Origin of the sequence: Peptoniphilus faecalis (assembly GCF_012976305.1) — a bacterium.
Lineage (GTDB): Bacteria > Bacillota > Clostridia > Tissierellales > Peptoniphilaceae > Peptoniphilus_A > Peptoniphilus_A faecalis.
The window spans coordinates 61,882-77,340 of sequence record NZ_JABDSR010000010.1 but is presented as its reverse complement, the minus strand read 5'-3'; the positions used below and the strand labels follow the sequence as shown (position 1 = coordinate 77,340).

The 15,459-nt window shown below is 31.4% G+C and carries 16 protein-coding genes; 8 read left to right on the top strand and 8 right to left on the bottom strand.

The annotated features are described in order from the left end of the window. Nucleotides 1–351: 351 nt before the first annotated feature. Together mgtE and HKO22_RS08090 are read left to right on the top strand one after the other, a co-directional pair. Nucleotides 352–1,674, top strand: coding sequence for a magnesium transporter (gene mgtE / locus HKO22_RS08095; protein ID WP_075659681.1), 1,323 nt, complete (start codon nt 352–354; stop codon nt 1,672–1,674). A gap of 203 nt (nt 1,675–1,877) precedes the next feature. Further along, the gene (locus HKO22_RS08090) at nt 1,878–2,108 is read left to right on the top strand and encodes a hypothetical protein (RefSeq protein WP_075659680.1); all 231 of its coding nucleotides are present in this window, start codon (nt 1,878–1,880) and stop codon (nt 2,106–2,108) included. 102 nt (nt 2,109–2,210) lie between these two features. Here the strand turns inward: HKO22_RS08090 and HKO22_RS08085 are convergent, their stop codons facing one another. The 8 genes from HKO22_RS08085 to HKO22_RS08050 all read right to left on the bottom strand — a co-directional run bounded on the left by HKO22_RS08085 (nt 2,211) and on the right by HKO22_RS08050 (nt 9,576). Beyond that, a complete protein-coding gene (locus tag HKO22_RS08085) occupies nt 2,211–2,651 on the bottom strand; it encodes a DUF4825 domain-containing protein (protein ID WP_169969903.1) in 441 nt (146 codons plus the stop codon). Between the two features lie 158 nt (nt 2,652–2,809). Continuing rightward, nucleotides 2,810–3,556, bottom strand: coding sequence for a 5'/3'-nucleotidase SurE (gene surE, locus HKO22_RS08080; protein WP_169969901.1), 747 nt, complete (start codon nt 3,554–3,556; stop codon nt 2,810–2,812). Between the two features lie 12 nt (nt 3,557–3,568). Beyond that, nucleotides 3,569–4,354 carry an MBL fold metallo-hydrolase gene (locus HKO22_RS08075; protein WP_169969892.1) on the bottom strand — a complete coding sequence of 262 codons (786 nt, stop codon included), beginning with the start codon at nt 4,352–4,354 and terminating at the stop codon, nt 3,569–3,571. A gap of 47 nt (nt 4,355–4,401) precedes the next feature. Then, nucleotides 4,402–5,250: a two-component system regulatory protein YycI gene (locus HKO22_RS08070; RefSeq protein WP_169969890.1), complete on the bottom strand. Its 849-nt coding sequence runs from the start codon at nt 5,248–5,250 to the stop codon at nt 4,402–4,404. A 4-nt stretch (nt 5,251–5,254) separates the two neighbouring features. Beyond that, nucleotides 5,255–6,592: a hypothetical protein gene (locus HKO22_RS08065; protein WP_083635536.1), complete on the bottom strand. Its 1,338-nt coding sequence runs from the start codon at nt 6,590–6,592 to the stop codon at nt 5,255–5,257. Further along, a complete protein-coding gene (locus tag HKO22_RS08060) occupies nt 6,576–8,375 on the bottom strand; it encodes a HAMP domain-containing sensor histidine kinase (RefSeq protein ID WP_083635535.1) in 1,800 nt (599 codons plus the stop codon). Before HKO22_RS08060 ends, HKO22_RS08065 begins: the two co-directional genes overlap by 17 nt. Further along, nucleotides 8,375–9,079 (bottom strand): response regulator transcription factor, encoded by a 705-nt coding sequence (locus HKO22_RS08055; protein WP_169969888.1) that lies wholly within the window; start codon nt 9,077–9,079, stop codon nt 8,375–8,377. Before HKO22_RS08055 ends, HKO22_RS08060 begins: the two co-directional genes overlap by 1 nt. An 11-nt stretch (nt 9,080–9,090) precedes the next feature. Next, nucleotides 9,091–9,576, bottom strand: a complete 486-nt coding sequence (locus tag HKO22_RS08050) for an Lrp/AsnC family transcriptional regulator (RefSeq protein WP_075659673.1) — start codon at nt 9,574–9,576, stop codon at nt 9,091–9,093. A 185-nt stretch (nt 9,577–9,761) separates the two neighbouring features. On the opposite strand from HKO22_RS08050, the gene HKO22_RS08045 reads away from it, so the two are divergent. The 6 genes from HKO22_RS08045 to HKO22_RS08020 all read left to right on the top strand — a co-directional run bounded on the left by HKO22_RS08045 (nt 9,762) and on the right by HKO22_RS08020 (nt 15,457). Beyond that, nucleotides 9,762–10,334 (top strand): GNAT family N-acetyltransferase, encoded by a 573-nt coding sequence (locus HKO22_RS08045; RefSeq protein ID WP_075659672.1) that lies wholly within the window; start codon nt 9,762–9,764, stop codon nt 10,332–10,334. Between the two features lie 3 nt (nt 10,335–10,337). Further along, on the top strand, nt 10,338–11,348 hold the full coding sequence (locus tag HKO22_RS08040) for a DnaD domain protein (RefSeq protein ID WP_075659671.1): 1,011 nt from the start codon (nt 10,338–10,340) through the stop codon (nt 11,346–11,348). Continuing rightward, entirely contained in the window at nt 11,323–12,279 is a 957-nt protein-coding gene (locus tag HKO22_RS08035) for an ATP-binding protein (RefSeq protein WP_075659670.1), read from the top strand. The genes HKO22_RS08040 and HKO22_RS08035 overlap by 26 nt, the downstream gene beginning before the upstream one ends. Nucleotides 12,280–12,290: 11 nt before the next feature. Next, a complete protein-coding gene (locus tag HKO22_RS08030) occupies nt 12,291–13,487 on the top strand; it encodes a pyridoxal phosphate-dependent aminotransferase (RefSeq protein ID WP_075660383.1) in 1,197 nt (398 codons plus the stop codon). Continuing rightward, nucleotides 13,480–13,761, top strand: coding sequence for a hypothetical protein (locus tag HKO22_RS08025; RefSeq protein WP_169969886.1), 282 nt, complete (start codon nt 13,480–13,482; stop codon nt 13,759–13,761). The genes HKO22_RS08030 and HKO22_RS08025 overlap by 8 nt, the downstream gene beginning before the upstream one ends. A gap of 94 nt (nt 13,762–13,855) precedes the next feature. Continuing rightward, nucleotides 13,856–15,457 (top strand): potassium/proton antiporter, encoded by a 1,602-nt coding sequence (locus HKO22_RS08020; RefSeq protein ID WP_169969884.1) that lies wholly within the window; start codon nt 13,856–13,858, stop codon nt 15,455–15,457. The last annotated feature ends 2 nt before the right edge of the window (nt 15,458–15,459 follow it).

The following is a 15,459-nucleotide window of genomic DNA, read 5'->3' as shown; positions in this document are numbered from 1 at the left end:
TAGAAAACATTGAGTACAATTTATTTTCAAAGGTGGTGCTGCTTTTAGTTTATATTTTTGCTCTCATAATTGTTTTATACTTCATTCTAAAGAATAAAGAATCTAGTTTATAATATATTTTTTGTAAAAATTTCTCTAAAAATGGACTTAAAATGCCCTTTATGTTAAAATGATATCTATATGGAGGTGTTTACATGGATACCAGTCGACCCTGGAAAAATGTATTAGTCTATGCGATAAAGGAGAAATCTATAAGGCTTATAAATTCATAAGTCTATTTAATCATGCCTCTTTACCGCTTAGACAGCGGCTTTTTTTATGCAAAAAAGTCATAAAAATTAAGGAGGCTTTATGAAAAAATATAATAGAGAAGAATTATTAAAGACACAAGAGACCATTAATAGAATGGATCCAGTTGATATCGCAGAACAACTAGAGGAACTTCCAAAGGAAGATGTTGCCATTTGGATAAAGCTTTTGAACAAAGACCTCTTGGCAGATGCTTTTTCCCTTTTGCCTGGAGATAAAAAAGTTGAAATAATAGGTTCACTTTCCCAAGATAAAATATTATCTCTTATGAAAGATTTGGAAGAAGATGAACTTGTAGACACTTTGCAAGAGCTGCCAGCCAATATGGTTAGAAAGCTCATGAACCACTTTATAGAAGAAGAGAGAAGACCAGTTATAAATGAACTTTTGGGCTATCCTCAAGAATCTGTTGGTTCAATTATGTCTGTTGGATTTATTTTTGTAAAAAAGACAGCAACGCCAACTCAGACACTAGAAAAAATCATTCATTCAGACTTAGACGCAGACAGATTGGAACAAGTTTGGGTTACAAACGAGTCCCTTGTGCTAATTGGTTATGTAAACTTGGCAGACCTACTTCGCAACAAAAATAAAAATATCGAAGAATTTATGCACCCAATAAACTCCAGCGTCTATGCAACAGATGATCAAGAAGTTGTGGCAAAACTTGCACATAAATACGATCTATCAGAAATTCCAGTGACGGACTCTGAAGGAAGGCTTGTAGGTATTGTACCAGTTGAATGGGCAATTGACGTAATGCACGATGAATATGAAGAGGACTTGGGAAATATCCACGGTATTAGCGAATCATCACCAGAACATTATTGGGACAAATCTGTATTTAGGCTTGCAAAGGATAGAACTATGTGGCTTATAATTTGTCTTGTAACAGCAACTTTTACAAGTTTTATAATAAAAAGGTATGAAACACTTTTAGCATCAAGCGTAGCACTCGCAGCCTATATTCCAATGCTAATGGACTCTGGCGGAAACGCAGGAACACAATCCTCCACGACAATAATTCGTGGAATTTACACAGGCGAAGTTGAATTTAAAGAATTTTTACAGGTAATGTTTAAAGAATTTCGCATTGGAATTATTGTTGGATTAATTCTAGTAGTAGTAAATATAATTAGAATGTCAATTTTAGACACTGTGGACATTGGCGTAACTCTAACAGTATCAGCTACACTACTTACTACCATAGTTTTGTCAAAGATGATTGGCGGAATACTTCCATTAATTGCAGAGAAACTAAAAATCGATCCAACTATTATGGCGGGACCGCTTATCACAACAATAGTAGATACTTTAGTATTATTTGTATATTTTGAAATAGCAACAGTTTTAATAAGCATTTAAATTAATAGATGAAAAAGTTAGAGGAAGACTTAAAAGTTTTCCTCTTTTTAAATGGAAAATAAAAATTGACACTTGACACAAAGGAGGTAACAGTATATATTCAAAGTGAAAATATTAAGCATGAAAAAGTATGAAAAATTGTCAATTTTGTTCAGAGATTTAAAAATATTACCAGTGTTAGAATTCCATGAGGGGGTGAAATTTTGAAAAAAGGTTTAATTATTCTTCTTGTATGTCTATCATTTTTTGCAGGTTTTTTTACAAATAAGACTATTGCAAAAGAAGACCAAGGATTGACAAAAACTCAAATGGAAAAATTGCTCAATAGAAAGATTTCCGAAGATGAGTGGAAAGAAATGACTCGTGATGGAGATTTAAAAATGATTGGTGGAGCAGATGGGCCTACACAAATTTTTACAAATTCAGATAAATAAAAATTAGAAGACAAAAAATTATGTAAAAAAACTATGCCAAATATTTTGGGGCATAGCTTTGGTAAATCTTAAAGAAGGGGAAACTAATTGTAGTCTCCCCTTTTAATTATTTATAAAATTTTCTAAGTTTTCCTTGTTTTCTGATATTTTTTCTAAACTTGTATTTTCTTTTTCTAGCTTTTCTTCTACTTCTTTTCGATTATATATAAAGATTTCTTTTTCATTTTCATCTACATAATATAAATTATCTAAGTTTTTTATTAGGGAAAGAGTTGTGACTGCATTTTTAAACAAATCTTTTTTCTCTAAATTTTTATAATTTTTACAGAAGACTTTTAAACCATAGGGTTCTTTTTCTGATAAAATTTTTATTTCGCTAGTTTGAAAATTTTCTGGGTATTCTTGCTTATTAATTATTTGGGAAACTTTTGAGTTGTCGCCGACAAAATCGGTTTTAAAATCGTATAATGTCTTTTCCTTTTTTTGACAAGCTGAAAAAACAAGAATAAAAGTGATTAAAAGTACTAGGCAAAATTTTTTCATTTCAATCCACCTCTTTGTTAAAGTATAATAAAAAAAATAAAAAGTCGCAAGGACTTTTTAAGTTCAAAGTTTACATTATAGTTCTTAAAAATATTCCAAAAATTAAAATTATTAAAAATAATAGGGTAAATTTGTAGTTCACGCTTTTCTCCTCAAATTTATTTTAAAATTTCCTTTAATTCATTTATTAGAGTTAAGTTTGTAACATCGTATAAAAGTGGACTCACTGTCGCATACTTTTGTCCAAGAAAATATACATCTGAATCATTGGCACTATTTTCCTTTGGAAAGCCCCTTAGCTTCATGTTGTAACTTTCGCCGTCTTCTGATATGTCGTATATACTCATGACATCGGCACCAACTTTGCATACCTCTATCCCCTTTAATTCTTCGTAATCTAGATAGGGAACATTAATATTTAAAACTTGCAACTTTTTAAAATCTTCAAGTTTATTAAAAACATCCATGGCAACTTTTGCTGCTGTTTCAAATTTTGAATGACCCTTAACCCATTGAGCTGATACTGCAATTGATGGTATGTTAAATAGATTTGCTTCGATGGCTGCAGAAACTGTGCCAGAGTAGAGTACATTTGTGGCGGTGTTAAATCCAGAGTTAATCCCTGAGAAACAGTAGTCAAATTTTTCGTCTAAGAGATGTACTGCTGCTCTTACACAATCAGCTGGCGTGCCATATACGCAAAGGCTTCTTACATTTTCAAGACCTTCTAATTTTGTATCTTGTACAATTAAGGGGCTTTTAAAGGTTATTGCGTGAGATTTTCCCGAGTTTTCGACATTTGGTGCTGCAATTGTAATTTCGTGGCCTTCTTTAATAAGTGCCTTTGCTAGGATCTCTATGCCCTCGGCGTTAATTCCGTCATCATTAGTAACTAGTATATTCAAATTTTCCTCCCTTTAAAGTTCAAACACTTTCGATGGCAAAAATCTTGGGGCAACATCTATTGTGTAGTCTATATTATCTTCTTTATGTTCCACTGAGAGCAAATCTTTGACAGTCTTTAGTGCTACTTCTGGTAAATTGTTGTCTGATGAAAGATGTCCCAACAAAATTTTTTCCTTTTTCTTCTTTAACAGCATTGATAGGACTTCTGCTGCATTTTCATTAGAAAGATGTCCCTTTGTAGATAAAATTCTTTGCTTTGTGGGATAAGGATAACTTCCATTTATTAGCATGTCGACATCGTGATTTGATTCGAGATAAAAAAGTTCTGAATCGTCCATTTTTTCCATTGCATCTGCGTTTACCCATCCTGTGTCTGTGAGAAGTGAAATTTTTTTGTCGCCAGTTACTACAAAGCCACAACCACTTGCACAGTCGTGAAAAGTAGAAATGGGCATAATTTCTAAATCTTTAAAGGTAAAGCTCTTCCCATTTTCAAAGATAAAAGTGTTTTTTGGGTCAAGCTTTTTCACAACAGGAAGCATACCTTCAAGGGTCATCATATTAGAAAAAACTTTTATATTATGTCTTCTCGATAAAACTCCCACAGATTTTATATGGTCAATATGCTCGTGAGTTACTAAAATTGCATCGATCTCATTTGCCTTTACTCCAATTTTTTCCAAGTTGTCCTCGATTTTTTTGCCTGAAAGTCCAGCGTCTATAATGATTTTTGTATCTTTATATTCGATATATTGGCAGTTGCCACTAGAGCCACTTGCCAATGAGCAAAATTTCATAAAAAACCTCCAAGCCTATTCTAACACAGTGCCAATTTTTTGTTAAGCTAGTAATTGGATAGGACTGTGTATTCTCCGTCAGTAAATTTTACCTTCCAAGCTGGAATTGCACGACCATTTACTGCACGAGTTATGTCTTCGATATAACCCTGGTCTTCGGGATTAAAATAAAAACAGGGCATGATTTTTTCAATGGTCTTGTTATAGTAATCTGTTTTGTCTAATAGTGTCAAGAGTGCACGTGACGCAGGTACTAGGTATATTTTTTGGTCGGACTTCTCCATGACATTTAGCCAAAGCCTATCCATTGACATTACGCCTCTTGAGTCAATGACAAAATTTGTGTAAGAACTTTCTACTGGTGTGCTATCGAAAATTTTTGTGTAGTTTAAAATGTATTTATCGCCATCAATTTTGTAATAACTTAGATAAATATCCCTTGTGTCGTATTTCTTATCTAATAAAAACTTTTGGGCAATGTTTTGTGCTTCTTCTAAACTGTCAATTTTATATTTATTTTCCTTAATTCTATTTTCGTAAAAGGCTCGCCTTCCATTAACAAGGTTTATATATTCGCTGCCGCAAGAAATCTCTGCAAGGTCAGTGCTAGGTCTTTCAATTTGACCCTTTCCCTTAAAGTATCTGTCGTTTATATCTTCTTCTGTTGAAGTTTCAAAGGAAACTAAAACAGAGGGAAGTTTTTTAATTTTTCTTGGAATTTTTGTGTCTAATTTAATATTTTTTTCAGATAAGAGTTCTGTTACTTTATTTACAAAATCCCTTGTCGTAGATTCATTTCTGAGTCTGAAGTTAGTGTAATTTGTGTAGAAAAATAAAATTGCATTGGCAACTAATAATGCTATTATTAAAATTTTTTTAATTTTTTTCCAATCCATAATACTACCTTACCATCATTAAGTTTCCAGTTTCTGTGTCAAAATAATAAATATTACCCATGTAGAGAATTTCGTAGGCAAGCGTTGGTTCAGCTGCCTTGACATCGCTAAAGATTAGATAGACTAAATTTAAATTTTCTATTGAATTTAAAATATCCATGGTTGAATTATTTTTAAATAAATCTTTATTTTTATTTATAATTTTGTGAATTTTTTTAAGATAAATTTTTTCTTTTTTGTAAATTGGGTTGTCGTCTTTCCTAATGTAATATTCCCTATAATTTTTTACAAATTCAGAATACACATCAATTTCGATAAAACTATGTTCCTTTGAAGGAAGTACAAGGGGAATTTGTCCATCTTTTAGGTTAAAATAAAACCTATAGCCAAGATTTTCGTTGTAATTGCAGGGTTCAATTTTTTCAAGATAAATTCCACTGCTAATTCCAGTTTTTTGTGCAATAAATTCCACTGCTCTATTGAGGGATTTATTTAAATCTCTCGCTTTTACATCAAAAAGTGATTCTAGAGAATATTCTATCATACCATCGTAGGAAAGTGATAGGTACTCATTTTCATAGATATAAGTATTTTTACCATCTACGGTGATTTCTCTAATGTAATCGATGGGAACGTTTAAAAATCTTTCGGCAAGAGTAGACTTTTTATCTTCTTCAAGATTATAAAGTCCAGATATATAAGAAACTTTTTGAAGAGAAATATAGTCTTCGTCAGGAATGTAAATATCCTTTTTAATCCCATAGGCTTCATAAAAATTTATGGAGCGAATCCCCTTCTCCTTTACTTCATCTATTATATCGTCAATGGGAAAATCAACTTTAATGTCCATTAGTTTATAAAAATTTTTGATCCCAGATATGTAGATTTCTCCAAGATCAGATATATATATGGAGTCTACACTAAGATTTATATCGTTGCTATTTCTATTGTCGCCAATTAAATTTACAAAAACTGATCCTGATAATGGCGAACTAAATTTAAATACAATGGATTTTTTCTTTTGTAGATTCAAATATTCTTCAGTGTCAATTAATTTTAAATTATCAGAAGTTGCTTTTTGTAGTTTTTCAGAAATATCTTGGGCAGTTTTTTTCCAATATTCAGAAAGATCTGTAGTCATATAATGCTCTCTATCGCCTAAATTTGCGACAATTCTTTGAGGAGTTAAAATTTCCTTTAAAAATTCATTTACATCTTCAACTGTTTTTGTATTTTTGTCTTTTGTGTCAAAGGAGAGCCAAAGATTTTTTGATTGGAAAACTAATAGGAGTATTAAAAATATTATTGACAAAGTAGATAAATATCTACGAAATTTTTTCATCTTTATCACCTGTTTTAAAGAGTAGAGTAATTGTTGTGCCTTCTCCTAAAACTGAATCTACCTTTAAATTTCCACCAAGGGATTTTATCATTTCGTTGGCAATAGAAAGGCCAAGTCCTGTGCCGCCCATTTCTCTACTTCTACCCTTTTCCACGCGGTAAAATCTCTCGGTAATTCGTGGAAGATCTTCTCTTGGTATACCAATACCATTGTCGGAAACTTTTATTTCAACAAAATCTCCAACATTTTTTGCAAATATTGAAATTTTTCCAAAGTCTGGGGTGTACTTGCAGGCGTTGGAAATAATATTTGTAAGAATTTGGTCAGCACCATTTCTGTCAGCGTAAATGTCCTTTATATCCATTGCAATGTCAAATTCGATTTTGTGATTTTTTTGCATGATAAGTAATGATTGAGATTCAATAGCCTCGTCAATAAATTCATAGGTATCAAATTTTACAAAATTAAAATTGTCCTTGTTGTAATCTATATTTGATAGAGACAAGAGATCTGTAACAATCCTAGACATCCTCGAATTTTCTCTGTCGATTACTTTTAAAAACTTCCTTTCAGAATCAGTGTCTAGGTCGCTATCTAAAAGAGTTTCTGTGTAAGATTTAATTGTAGTAATGGGAGTTTTTAGTTCATGACTTACATTTGCCACAAATTCCTTGCGCATAATATCGAGCAAGTGTTCCTTATTTACATCTTGAAGCACAATTATTAGTCCAGAATTTATAAAGGCATCGGATTTATAAGGGGCATACTTAATTTTGTAGAAAGTGTCGGAAATTTTTGTAAGCTCTTCTCCCTTTAAAGTATCTTCGTTTTTGTAGTCGATATTGTAAAGATTTATACTTTTTAAATTTATTTCACGGTTGAAGTCCTTCTCAGAAATATTTAAAATTTTCTTGGCAATGGAGTTTGCGTGGATTAATTTATTATTTCTGTCAATGGCAATTACACCTTCAGCCATGTAATTAAAAATTGTGTTTAGCTTTGACTTTTCAAGGTCCATTTTTTCTATAGTCTCGCGAAGTTCCTTTGTTAAAAAGTTAAACATCAAACCTAATTCACCAATTTCATCGTCGCTTTTTACTTCAACGCTTTGGTTAAAATTACCCTTTGCCATGGCACTTGCCTTTTTTGTAAGGGCACGAATTGGGTTTGTAATGGAATTTGCTATAAAATATCCCAAAATTGATGTAGTAACAAGAGAAATAATAGTTGCATAAGTAATTATTACTTTTGAGTCCTCTATTACAGAATAAATAGAATTTAAATTTCTAGTCATATAAATAATTGCAAGAATTTTTCCGTCGCCAGATAAAATTGGTCTTGCAATATGTTTTTCAATGCTGCCTTCGTTTTTATATTCAACTATTTTTTCACGAGTTTTGCCTCTTAATGCATCCATTACAAGTTTTGGCTCAATGAGTTTAAGGGTATAGGCATCCCTAAAATTTTCTGATGAAATATTTTTTGTGCTTGCAAGTATCCTTGGAGCTTTTTCTGGGGAAATGATGTAAGCGGATTCCTCACTGGAAATACCCCAGTCTTTTAGAGTCGCATCAAGCTGGGGTAGTGTTTCATAATTATTATCTTTAAAAAAAGCTGAAGTTGTTGTTGCAAGTGTGTCCATGGTTTTTACCATGGAAGTAGTTGCAGTTTCTATCTGCACATTTTCAAGTCTATCTATTATAAATGTAGAGGCGATGAACATGGAGATTAAAACAAGTACTACGTAAATTAAAATAAATCTCGATTTAATAGAATGGCTCATTAGGATTCTCCACTATCTGATGAAAATAAATATCCAACTCCTCTTTTAGTTTTGATGTATTTAAAATCTTTGTTTTCATCCTCAATTTTTTCACGGAGTCTTCTTACAGTTACATCAACTGTTCTTATATCGCCATAATATTCATATTCCCAAACTTCTTCAAGGAGTTCTTCTCTTGAAAAAACTATACCAGGGTGTGAAGCTAAATATTTTAAAAGTTCAAACTCACGGAGAGTGAGTTTGATGTTTTCGCCCTTTCTCTTAACTTGATATTTATTTAAGTCGATTTCAAGATCCATAACCTTTAAGACTTTTGTATCTTCTTCCTTTTTTTCCTGTGAATCAAAGCGTCTTAGGACTGCCTTTACTCTTGCAAGGAGCTCTCTCATAGAAAAGGGTTTGACCACATAATCATCTGCACCAAGCTCAAGTCCAAGGACTTTATCAACTTCGTCTTCTCTAGCTGTTAGCATAATAACAGGTACATCAGAAAATTTTCTTATTTCTCTAAGGGCTTCAAAACCATTTAACTTTGGCATCATAATGTCTAGTAGAATTAAACCATAATTGTTTTCGCCTGCAAGTTCAATTGCACTTTTGCCGTTGTCGGCAGTGTCAATTACATATCCCTCTTTTTCAAAATTAAATTTTATAATTTCAGAAATTGCAGATTCGTCGTCTACTACGAGTATCTTCTCTTCCATAAAACCATCCTTTATTTTTTATCAATTTTTGTGAAAATTTCGTCATTTCCCTTTTCTGAATATAGAATTAACAGAGTTTTTGTGTCGATTACTCCTTCTATTTTTAAAATAATATCATAAAACCTTGTAAGGTCTGAAGTGTTTACAGTTTTTATTCTCAACATAATGCAGTGTTCACCTGTAACTCTAAAACATTCAAAAATTTTAAATTTTTCATCCTTTATTTCCATGATTTTAGAAATTAGATTTTCAAAATTATTTGTATTAACTTTTACAAGGACATAAGTATCTATATTGTAGCCGATTTTTTGCCAATCAACTAAGACTTTATAGCCCTTGATAAACCCAGCATCTTCCATTTTGTATATTCTTCTATGGATAGCAGGTCTTGTAAGATTTAACTGCTTTGAAATATCTTCATGACTCATTCTTCCATTTTTTCTCAAAAGCTCTAAAATTTCGATATCTATTTCATCTAAATTTTCATTTTTCCGCATAAAGACTCTCCTCGTTACGAATTGTATAATTTTTTACTATCCTACTTTATTTTAACATAAATTAAAAAAAATTATATATATTTAAACTTCGTAGAATTATATAAACTCCAAAAATATTATTTAATAAATGATAAATCTTTATAGAGATTATAAAATAGTATATAATAATTTATACGGAGGAGTTTATGGAAAATTTTTCAGCTCTTAGTTTTAGAAAAATGGAAGTAGAGGATGTTTTTACTTTTAGAAACTGGGGTAAACATAATTCAATTTTATTTTTAGAATACAATTTTATTGAAGAGGGAGAAGAAAATATTATAGATTGGTACAATTGGAAGACCAAGCGACCCTTTTCAGAGTATTATGTAATTCTTTTAGAAGAGAAAATAATTGGCTACCTATCCTTAAAAAACATCAATATTTTTTTAAAAAGAGGAGAACTTGGAATAGTGCTTGATCCAAATTATATAAATAAGGGCATTGGCAAAAAAATCCTAAAAATTTTTTTAGATTATCTAAAAAATAGAAATTTTAAAAAGATAATTTTACTTGTAGCAGATTACAATAAAAGAGCAAGAAAAGTTTACAAAAGCCTTGGGTTTACAAAAAAGTATAAGTTTCTTATGCGCTTTACCAATGGAGAATATGACGAAAATAATTTGGATTTTAAAAATAATAGTGAATCTTTTAAAATTATTTTTAATAAAACTTTTTATTACTCCGTAAAAATGGAACTAGACCTTGAAAGGGATTGGTGATATATGTTTTTACTTGAAAAAAATAAATACGACCTTGGAGAGACTTCCATAGAAAATATTTTTATAAATGATTTTATGCCTGGAGCCAATGGTGAATTTGTTAAAGTCTATATACTAGGCTACAAATTTGCAAAGGAAAATAGAGAAGACTTGACTAATGAAAAGCTCGCCGACTACCTTGGCATACTGGAATCTGATGTCAATAGAGCGTGGCAATATTGGCAAAAGATGGGCATAGTTGAAATAGAAAATGAAAAGATAAAGTTTGTGAATTTAAAAGAACTCTACATCAACAATGTTTACAACTTGAAAGAAGAGAAGAAGAAGGAAAAGGGTTATTCAGAAATCGTAGAGAATCCAACTTATGCGAATTTACTCACTAGAGTAGAATTTTTGATGAGAGAGCCCATTGCTCCAATGAAAAAAATTGATATTATTAATTGGATTACATCTTACAATATGCCAGCTGATTTAATCGAAGAGGCATTTTTTTATACAACGGAAATTAAGGGAATTTACAATATTTCCTATGCTGAGCAAGTCGTAAGAAATTGGTCTCGCGATAATATTAGGACCATGGAGGATGTTGAAAAATCTTATATTGAACACGATGTAAAATATTATAGATATAAAAAGGTCATGCGATATATTGGAGTGGACAAAAAATTCTCACAAGTTGATTTTAATATTATTAATTCATGGTTTGATGAATTTAATTTTTCCAAGGACTTGATCCTAGCTGCTTGCAACAGGACTTCAAAAATTTCTAAGCCCAATGTAAATTATGTCGATGCTATTTTGAGGAAATGGAAGGAACTTAATATTAATTCAGTTGAAGAAATTGAAGAAAAGGACCAGAAGAAAAAGAAAAGAAAACCAACGGCTTTCCATAATTTTAAGCAAATTACAGATAAATATTCAGAAGATGAATTAGTTGATGTTGCAATGCGAAAACAGCGTGAAGGTTTTAAAAAATTAGGTGTTGATTATGGAACTCACGGCAAAGATAAGTAATTATTACGAAAACTTGAGAAAGAAAAACATTGAGACTCATGAAAAAAGAGTGGAAGAAATTTACAAAAAAATCCCAGAAGTAAGGGAAATCGATGGGCTTATTAGAGATATTGCTCTAAGGGCTTCCATTGAACAGATAAAAAATCCAAATCAAGATAAATCCATAGAGCAGTCGGAAAAAATTTATACATTAAAACTTAAAAAGATGGAATTTTTAGAAAAGGAAGGTTATCCTAGAGATTATCTTGAAGAGATATATACTTGCAAAGATTGTCTAGATACAGGGATCAATGAAGATAACGAGAAATGCCACTGTTTAAAGAAACTAATTGTATCTGAATTATACGACATGAGCTCAATTTCCTATATGCTTGACAAAGAAAATTTCGATAAATTTGATTTAAATGTTTTTTCTGAAAAAGTTTATGAAGAATTCAATATGTCGCCAAGGGAAAATATGAAAAACATCCTTGCAATTTCAAAAAGCTTTATAAATAATTTCGATGAAAAAAATGATGTGAATTTACTTTTATGGGGACCAACAGGACAGGGCAAGACCTTTTTACTTAATTGCATAGCCTCTGAACTCATAAAAAAAGACATAATAGTTATTTATCAGACTGCCTATGAAATTCTAAAGACAATTGAAGATAGAAAGTTTAAGAATATAGATGACGATAAGTACAATTTGTACTTTGAGTCCGATCTTTTAATCGTAGATGACCTTGGGATTGAACTTGTAAACTCTTTTACAACTTCAGAGATTTTTAACATTATTAACACAAGACTTTTGCGAGGGAAAAAAACTTTAATTTCTACAAATTTATCGCCTAAAGAACTTTCGGAAACCTATACTGATAGAGTTTTTTCACGAGTTTTTCAAAAATTTGTGCCAATTAGGTTTTTTGGACCAGACCTTAGATGGCAATGAAGGGAGAAAAGATGAAATTATCAAAGAGAATTGAAGGTGTAGAGTATTCTGCAATAAGGAAGCTTACACCCTATGTTGATAGGGCTAAAAAAGATGGAAAAAAACTTTATGAACTTAATATTGGCGCACCAGATATTGACGTGCCAGATATTTATTATGACACTTTTCAAAAAATTAAAAAGGGTCCGCTCCCTTACGCTTATGCACAGGGAATTAGCGAATTAAGAGAGGCAACTGCAAATTATTATAAAAAAAGAAATATAAATTTTGATGCAGATGATATTTACATCACAAATGGAGCAAGTGAAGCTATTTTATTTACATTTCAAGTTATTGCCGATGAAGGAGATGCAGTTCTCACAACGGATCCCTTCTATACAAATTACATGACAGTATTCGAGCAACTTGGAGTTGAATTAAATGTTTTTAAAACTGATCCAGATAAGGGTTTTGCCCTTCCTGAGGAGAAAGAAATTGAAAAGCATATTACAGACAAGACAGTTGCAATTTTACTTTCAAACCCAACTAATCCAACAGGAGCACTTTATTCTGAAGGAGAAATTATTAGAATAGTCAATCTCGCAAAAAAATACGACTTATTCATTATAGCAGATGAAGTGTATAGAGAATTTGTCTACGATGGCAACAATTATAAATCCTTTGGAGAGGTGGGAGGAATCGAAGAAAACTTAATTTTAATCGATTCAATTTCAAAGAGATTTGGTGCTTGTGGTGCAAGAATTGGCTCAGTTGCATCAAAAAACAAAGCCTTTAATGATGGAATAAATAAACTTTGCAATTGTAGACTTGCTGCACCAACTATTGAACAAATGGCTGCTGCAAAACTGTATGAAATAGACAAAAGTTATTTTGAAGAGGTAAACAAAGAATATCAAAAAAGACGCGATGTAATTTATGAAGAATTAATTAGCATTCCAGGCGTGAAAGTAAAAAAACCAAAGGGAGCTTTTTATGTAATGCCAAAACTTCCTGTCGACGATACAGAAAAATTTGCAATATGGATGATTGAAAACTTTGATATTGACGGAGAAACTCTTGTATTTGCACCAGCAAAGGGATTTTTTAAAAACAAAGAAGAAGGAAAGCAAATGATAAGACTTGCTTTTATATTAAATACAGATGCTCTTAAAAAAAGCATGAAAATTTTAAAAGAAGGAATTAAGGCTTATGTGAGTGAAAATGAATAGAGATAAGATTTTAAAAATTTTAGAAAAAATTTTAATTTTTATAGCAACACTTATAATGATTTCAGTTTTAGCAAATCAATATATAAAGACAAGTGCAGGTGCAATAAATGAGACTCTAAGAAGGGTACAAATTATTCTAGCAATTGTCATAGTATTACTAACTCTTTTAATGGCAGCGATAAATAAAAATAGGGCATTGTTTTTTATTTTAATTGGATTTTACGCTTTGACGGGAATTTTGTTCTATGTATTTAAATCTGCAAATAAAATTTAAATTTGATTATTTTGCAACTTTAATTAATTAAATATGTTATAATTAAAATATATGGAACTGTCATAGGCAGTTCCTTTTAAAAAATAGGAGAATTATGAATCTATTACTTATAACATTAGTATTATTATTGGCGATTATCGCCACAAAAATTTCAAACAGATCAGGCCTTCCCGCACTGCTTTTGTTCTTGGCACTGGGAGTTTTATTTTCAGCACTAGGGTATGATTTTAATAATTATAAAGTTGCAGAAAACATTGCCTCAATTTCACTTATGATAATAATTTTTTACGGTGGATTTGGAACGAACTGGACAATGGGTCGTCCTACTGCCAAAGAGTCTATAAGTCTTGCTACTTTAGGTGTTTTTGCAACTGCAATATTAACTGGACTTTTTTGCCATTACATTTTAAAAATTAATTTTTTGGAATCAATGCTACTTGGCTCAGTTGTTGCTTCAACAGATTATGCTTCTGTATCCAATATTTTAGTTTCAAAAAACTTAAACTTAAAATATTCCACAGCATCACTTCTTGAAATCGAAAGCGGTTCTAATGACCCTACGGCATATACAATGACAATGGTGTTTTTGTCAATTTTATCTGGTTATAGTGTTTCAGTTCCAGTAATTATTTTGCAACAAGTTGTCCTTGGAGTTCTCGGTGGATTTTTACTTGGATTTATTTTTATAAAAATTATAAAGATATTATCCCTTGACGAAGAAGGACTCTTCTCAGTTTTTATAGCAACGATGATGTTGGGAACTTATTCTCTAACATCACTTGTTGGTGGCAACGGATATTTAGCATTATATATCCTTGGAATTTACATTGGAAATCACGAGTTTAGAAAAAAAAGAGATGTAGTATTTTTCTATGACGGGCTTTCAACAATTTTTCAGATTGCAATGTTTTTCTTATTGGGACTTTTGTCTGACATACACTTGATAATAAAGGCAATTCCAATTGGATTTATAATTACAATATTTATGTTAATTATAGCAAGACCACTTTCGGTTTTTGGATTAATGGCACCCTTTAAGATGAAAAAAAATCAGTTGACATTAATTTCCATTGCAGGACTTAGAGGAGCAGCAGCCATTGCCTTCGCTATAATGGTTGTAAACTCTGGAGTAAACATCTCCATTGATATTTTCCACATAGTTTTTGTAATTTGTATATTTTCACTGTTAATACAGGGAACAGCACTGCCCTTTGCCACAAAAAAGTTGGACATGTATGACCCCGATGACTCAGTTTTAAGGACCTTTAACTATTATTCAGACAAGACAGATCTTGAATTTATAAAAACTTATGTTGCAAAAAATTCTCCGTGGGTAAATAAAAAAATATCTGAGATAGAATTAGCCTTTAATATAATAATTGCAAAAATCGAAAGAGATAAAAAGAGCATCGTACCAAGGGGCAACACCTACCTTAAAGACGGAGATATAGTTGTACTAGGTGGCGAAGCTTACTTCGATTCAACAGGTCAAGATCTATTAGAAATAAAAATTTCCGATACTCACAAATGGGCAGGCAAAAAAGTAAAAGACCTTCACATTGATAAACATGAACTTATAATTATGGTGCAAACTCCAAGTGGAGACATAATTGTGCCAAGGGGCGATACTGTTTTAAATCCTGGGGATAGAGCAGTTATTTCAAAAGAAGCAAATGAAATAGAAGACCCAGAATAGGA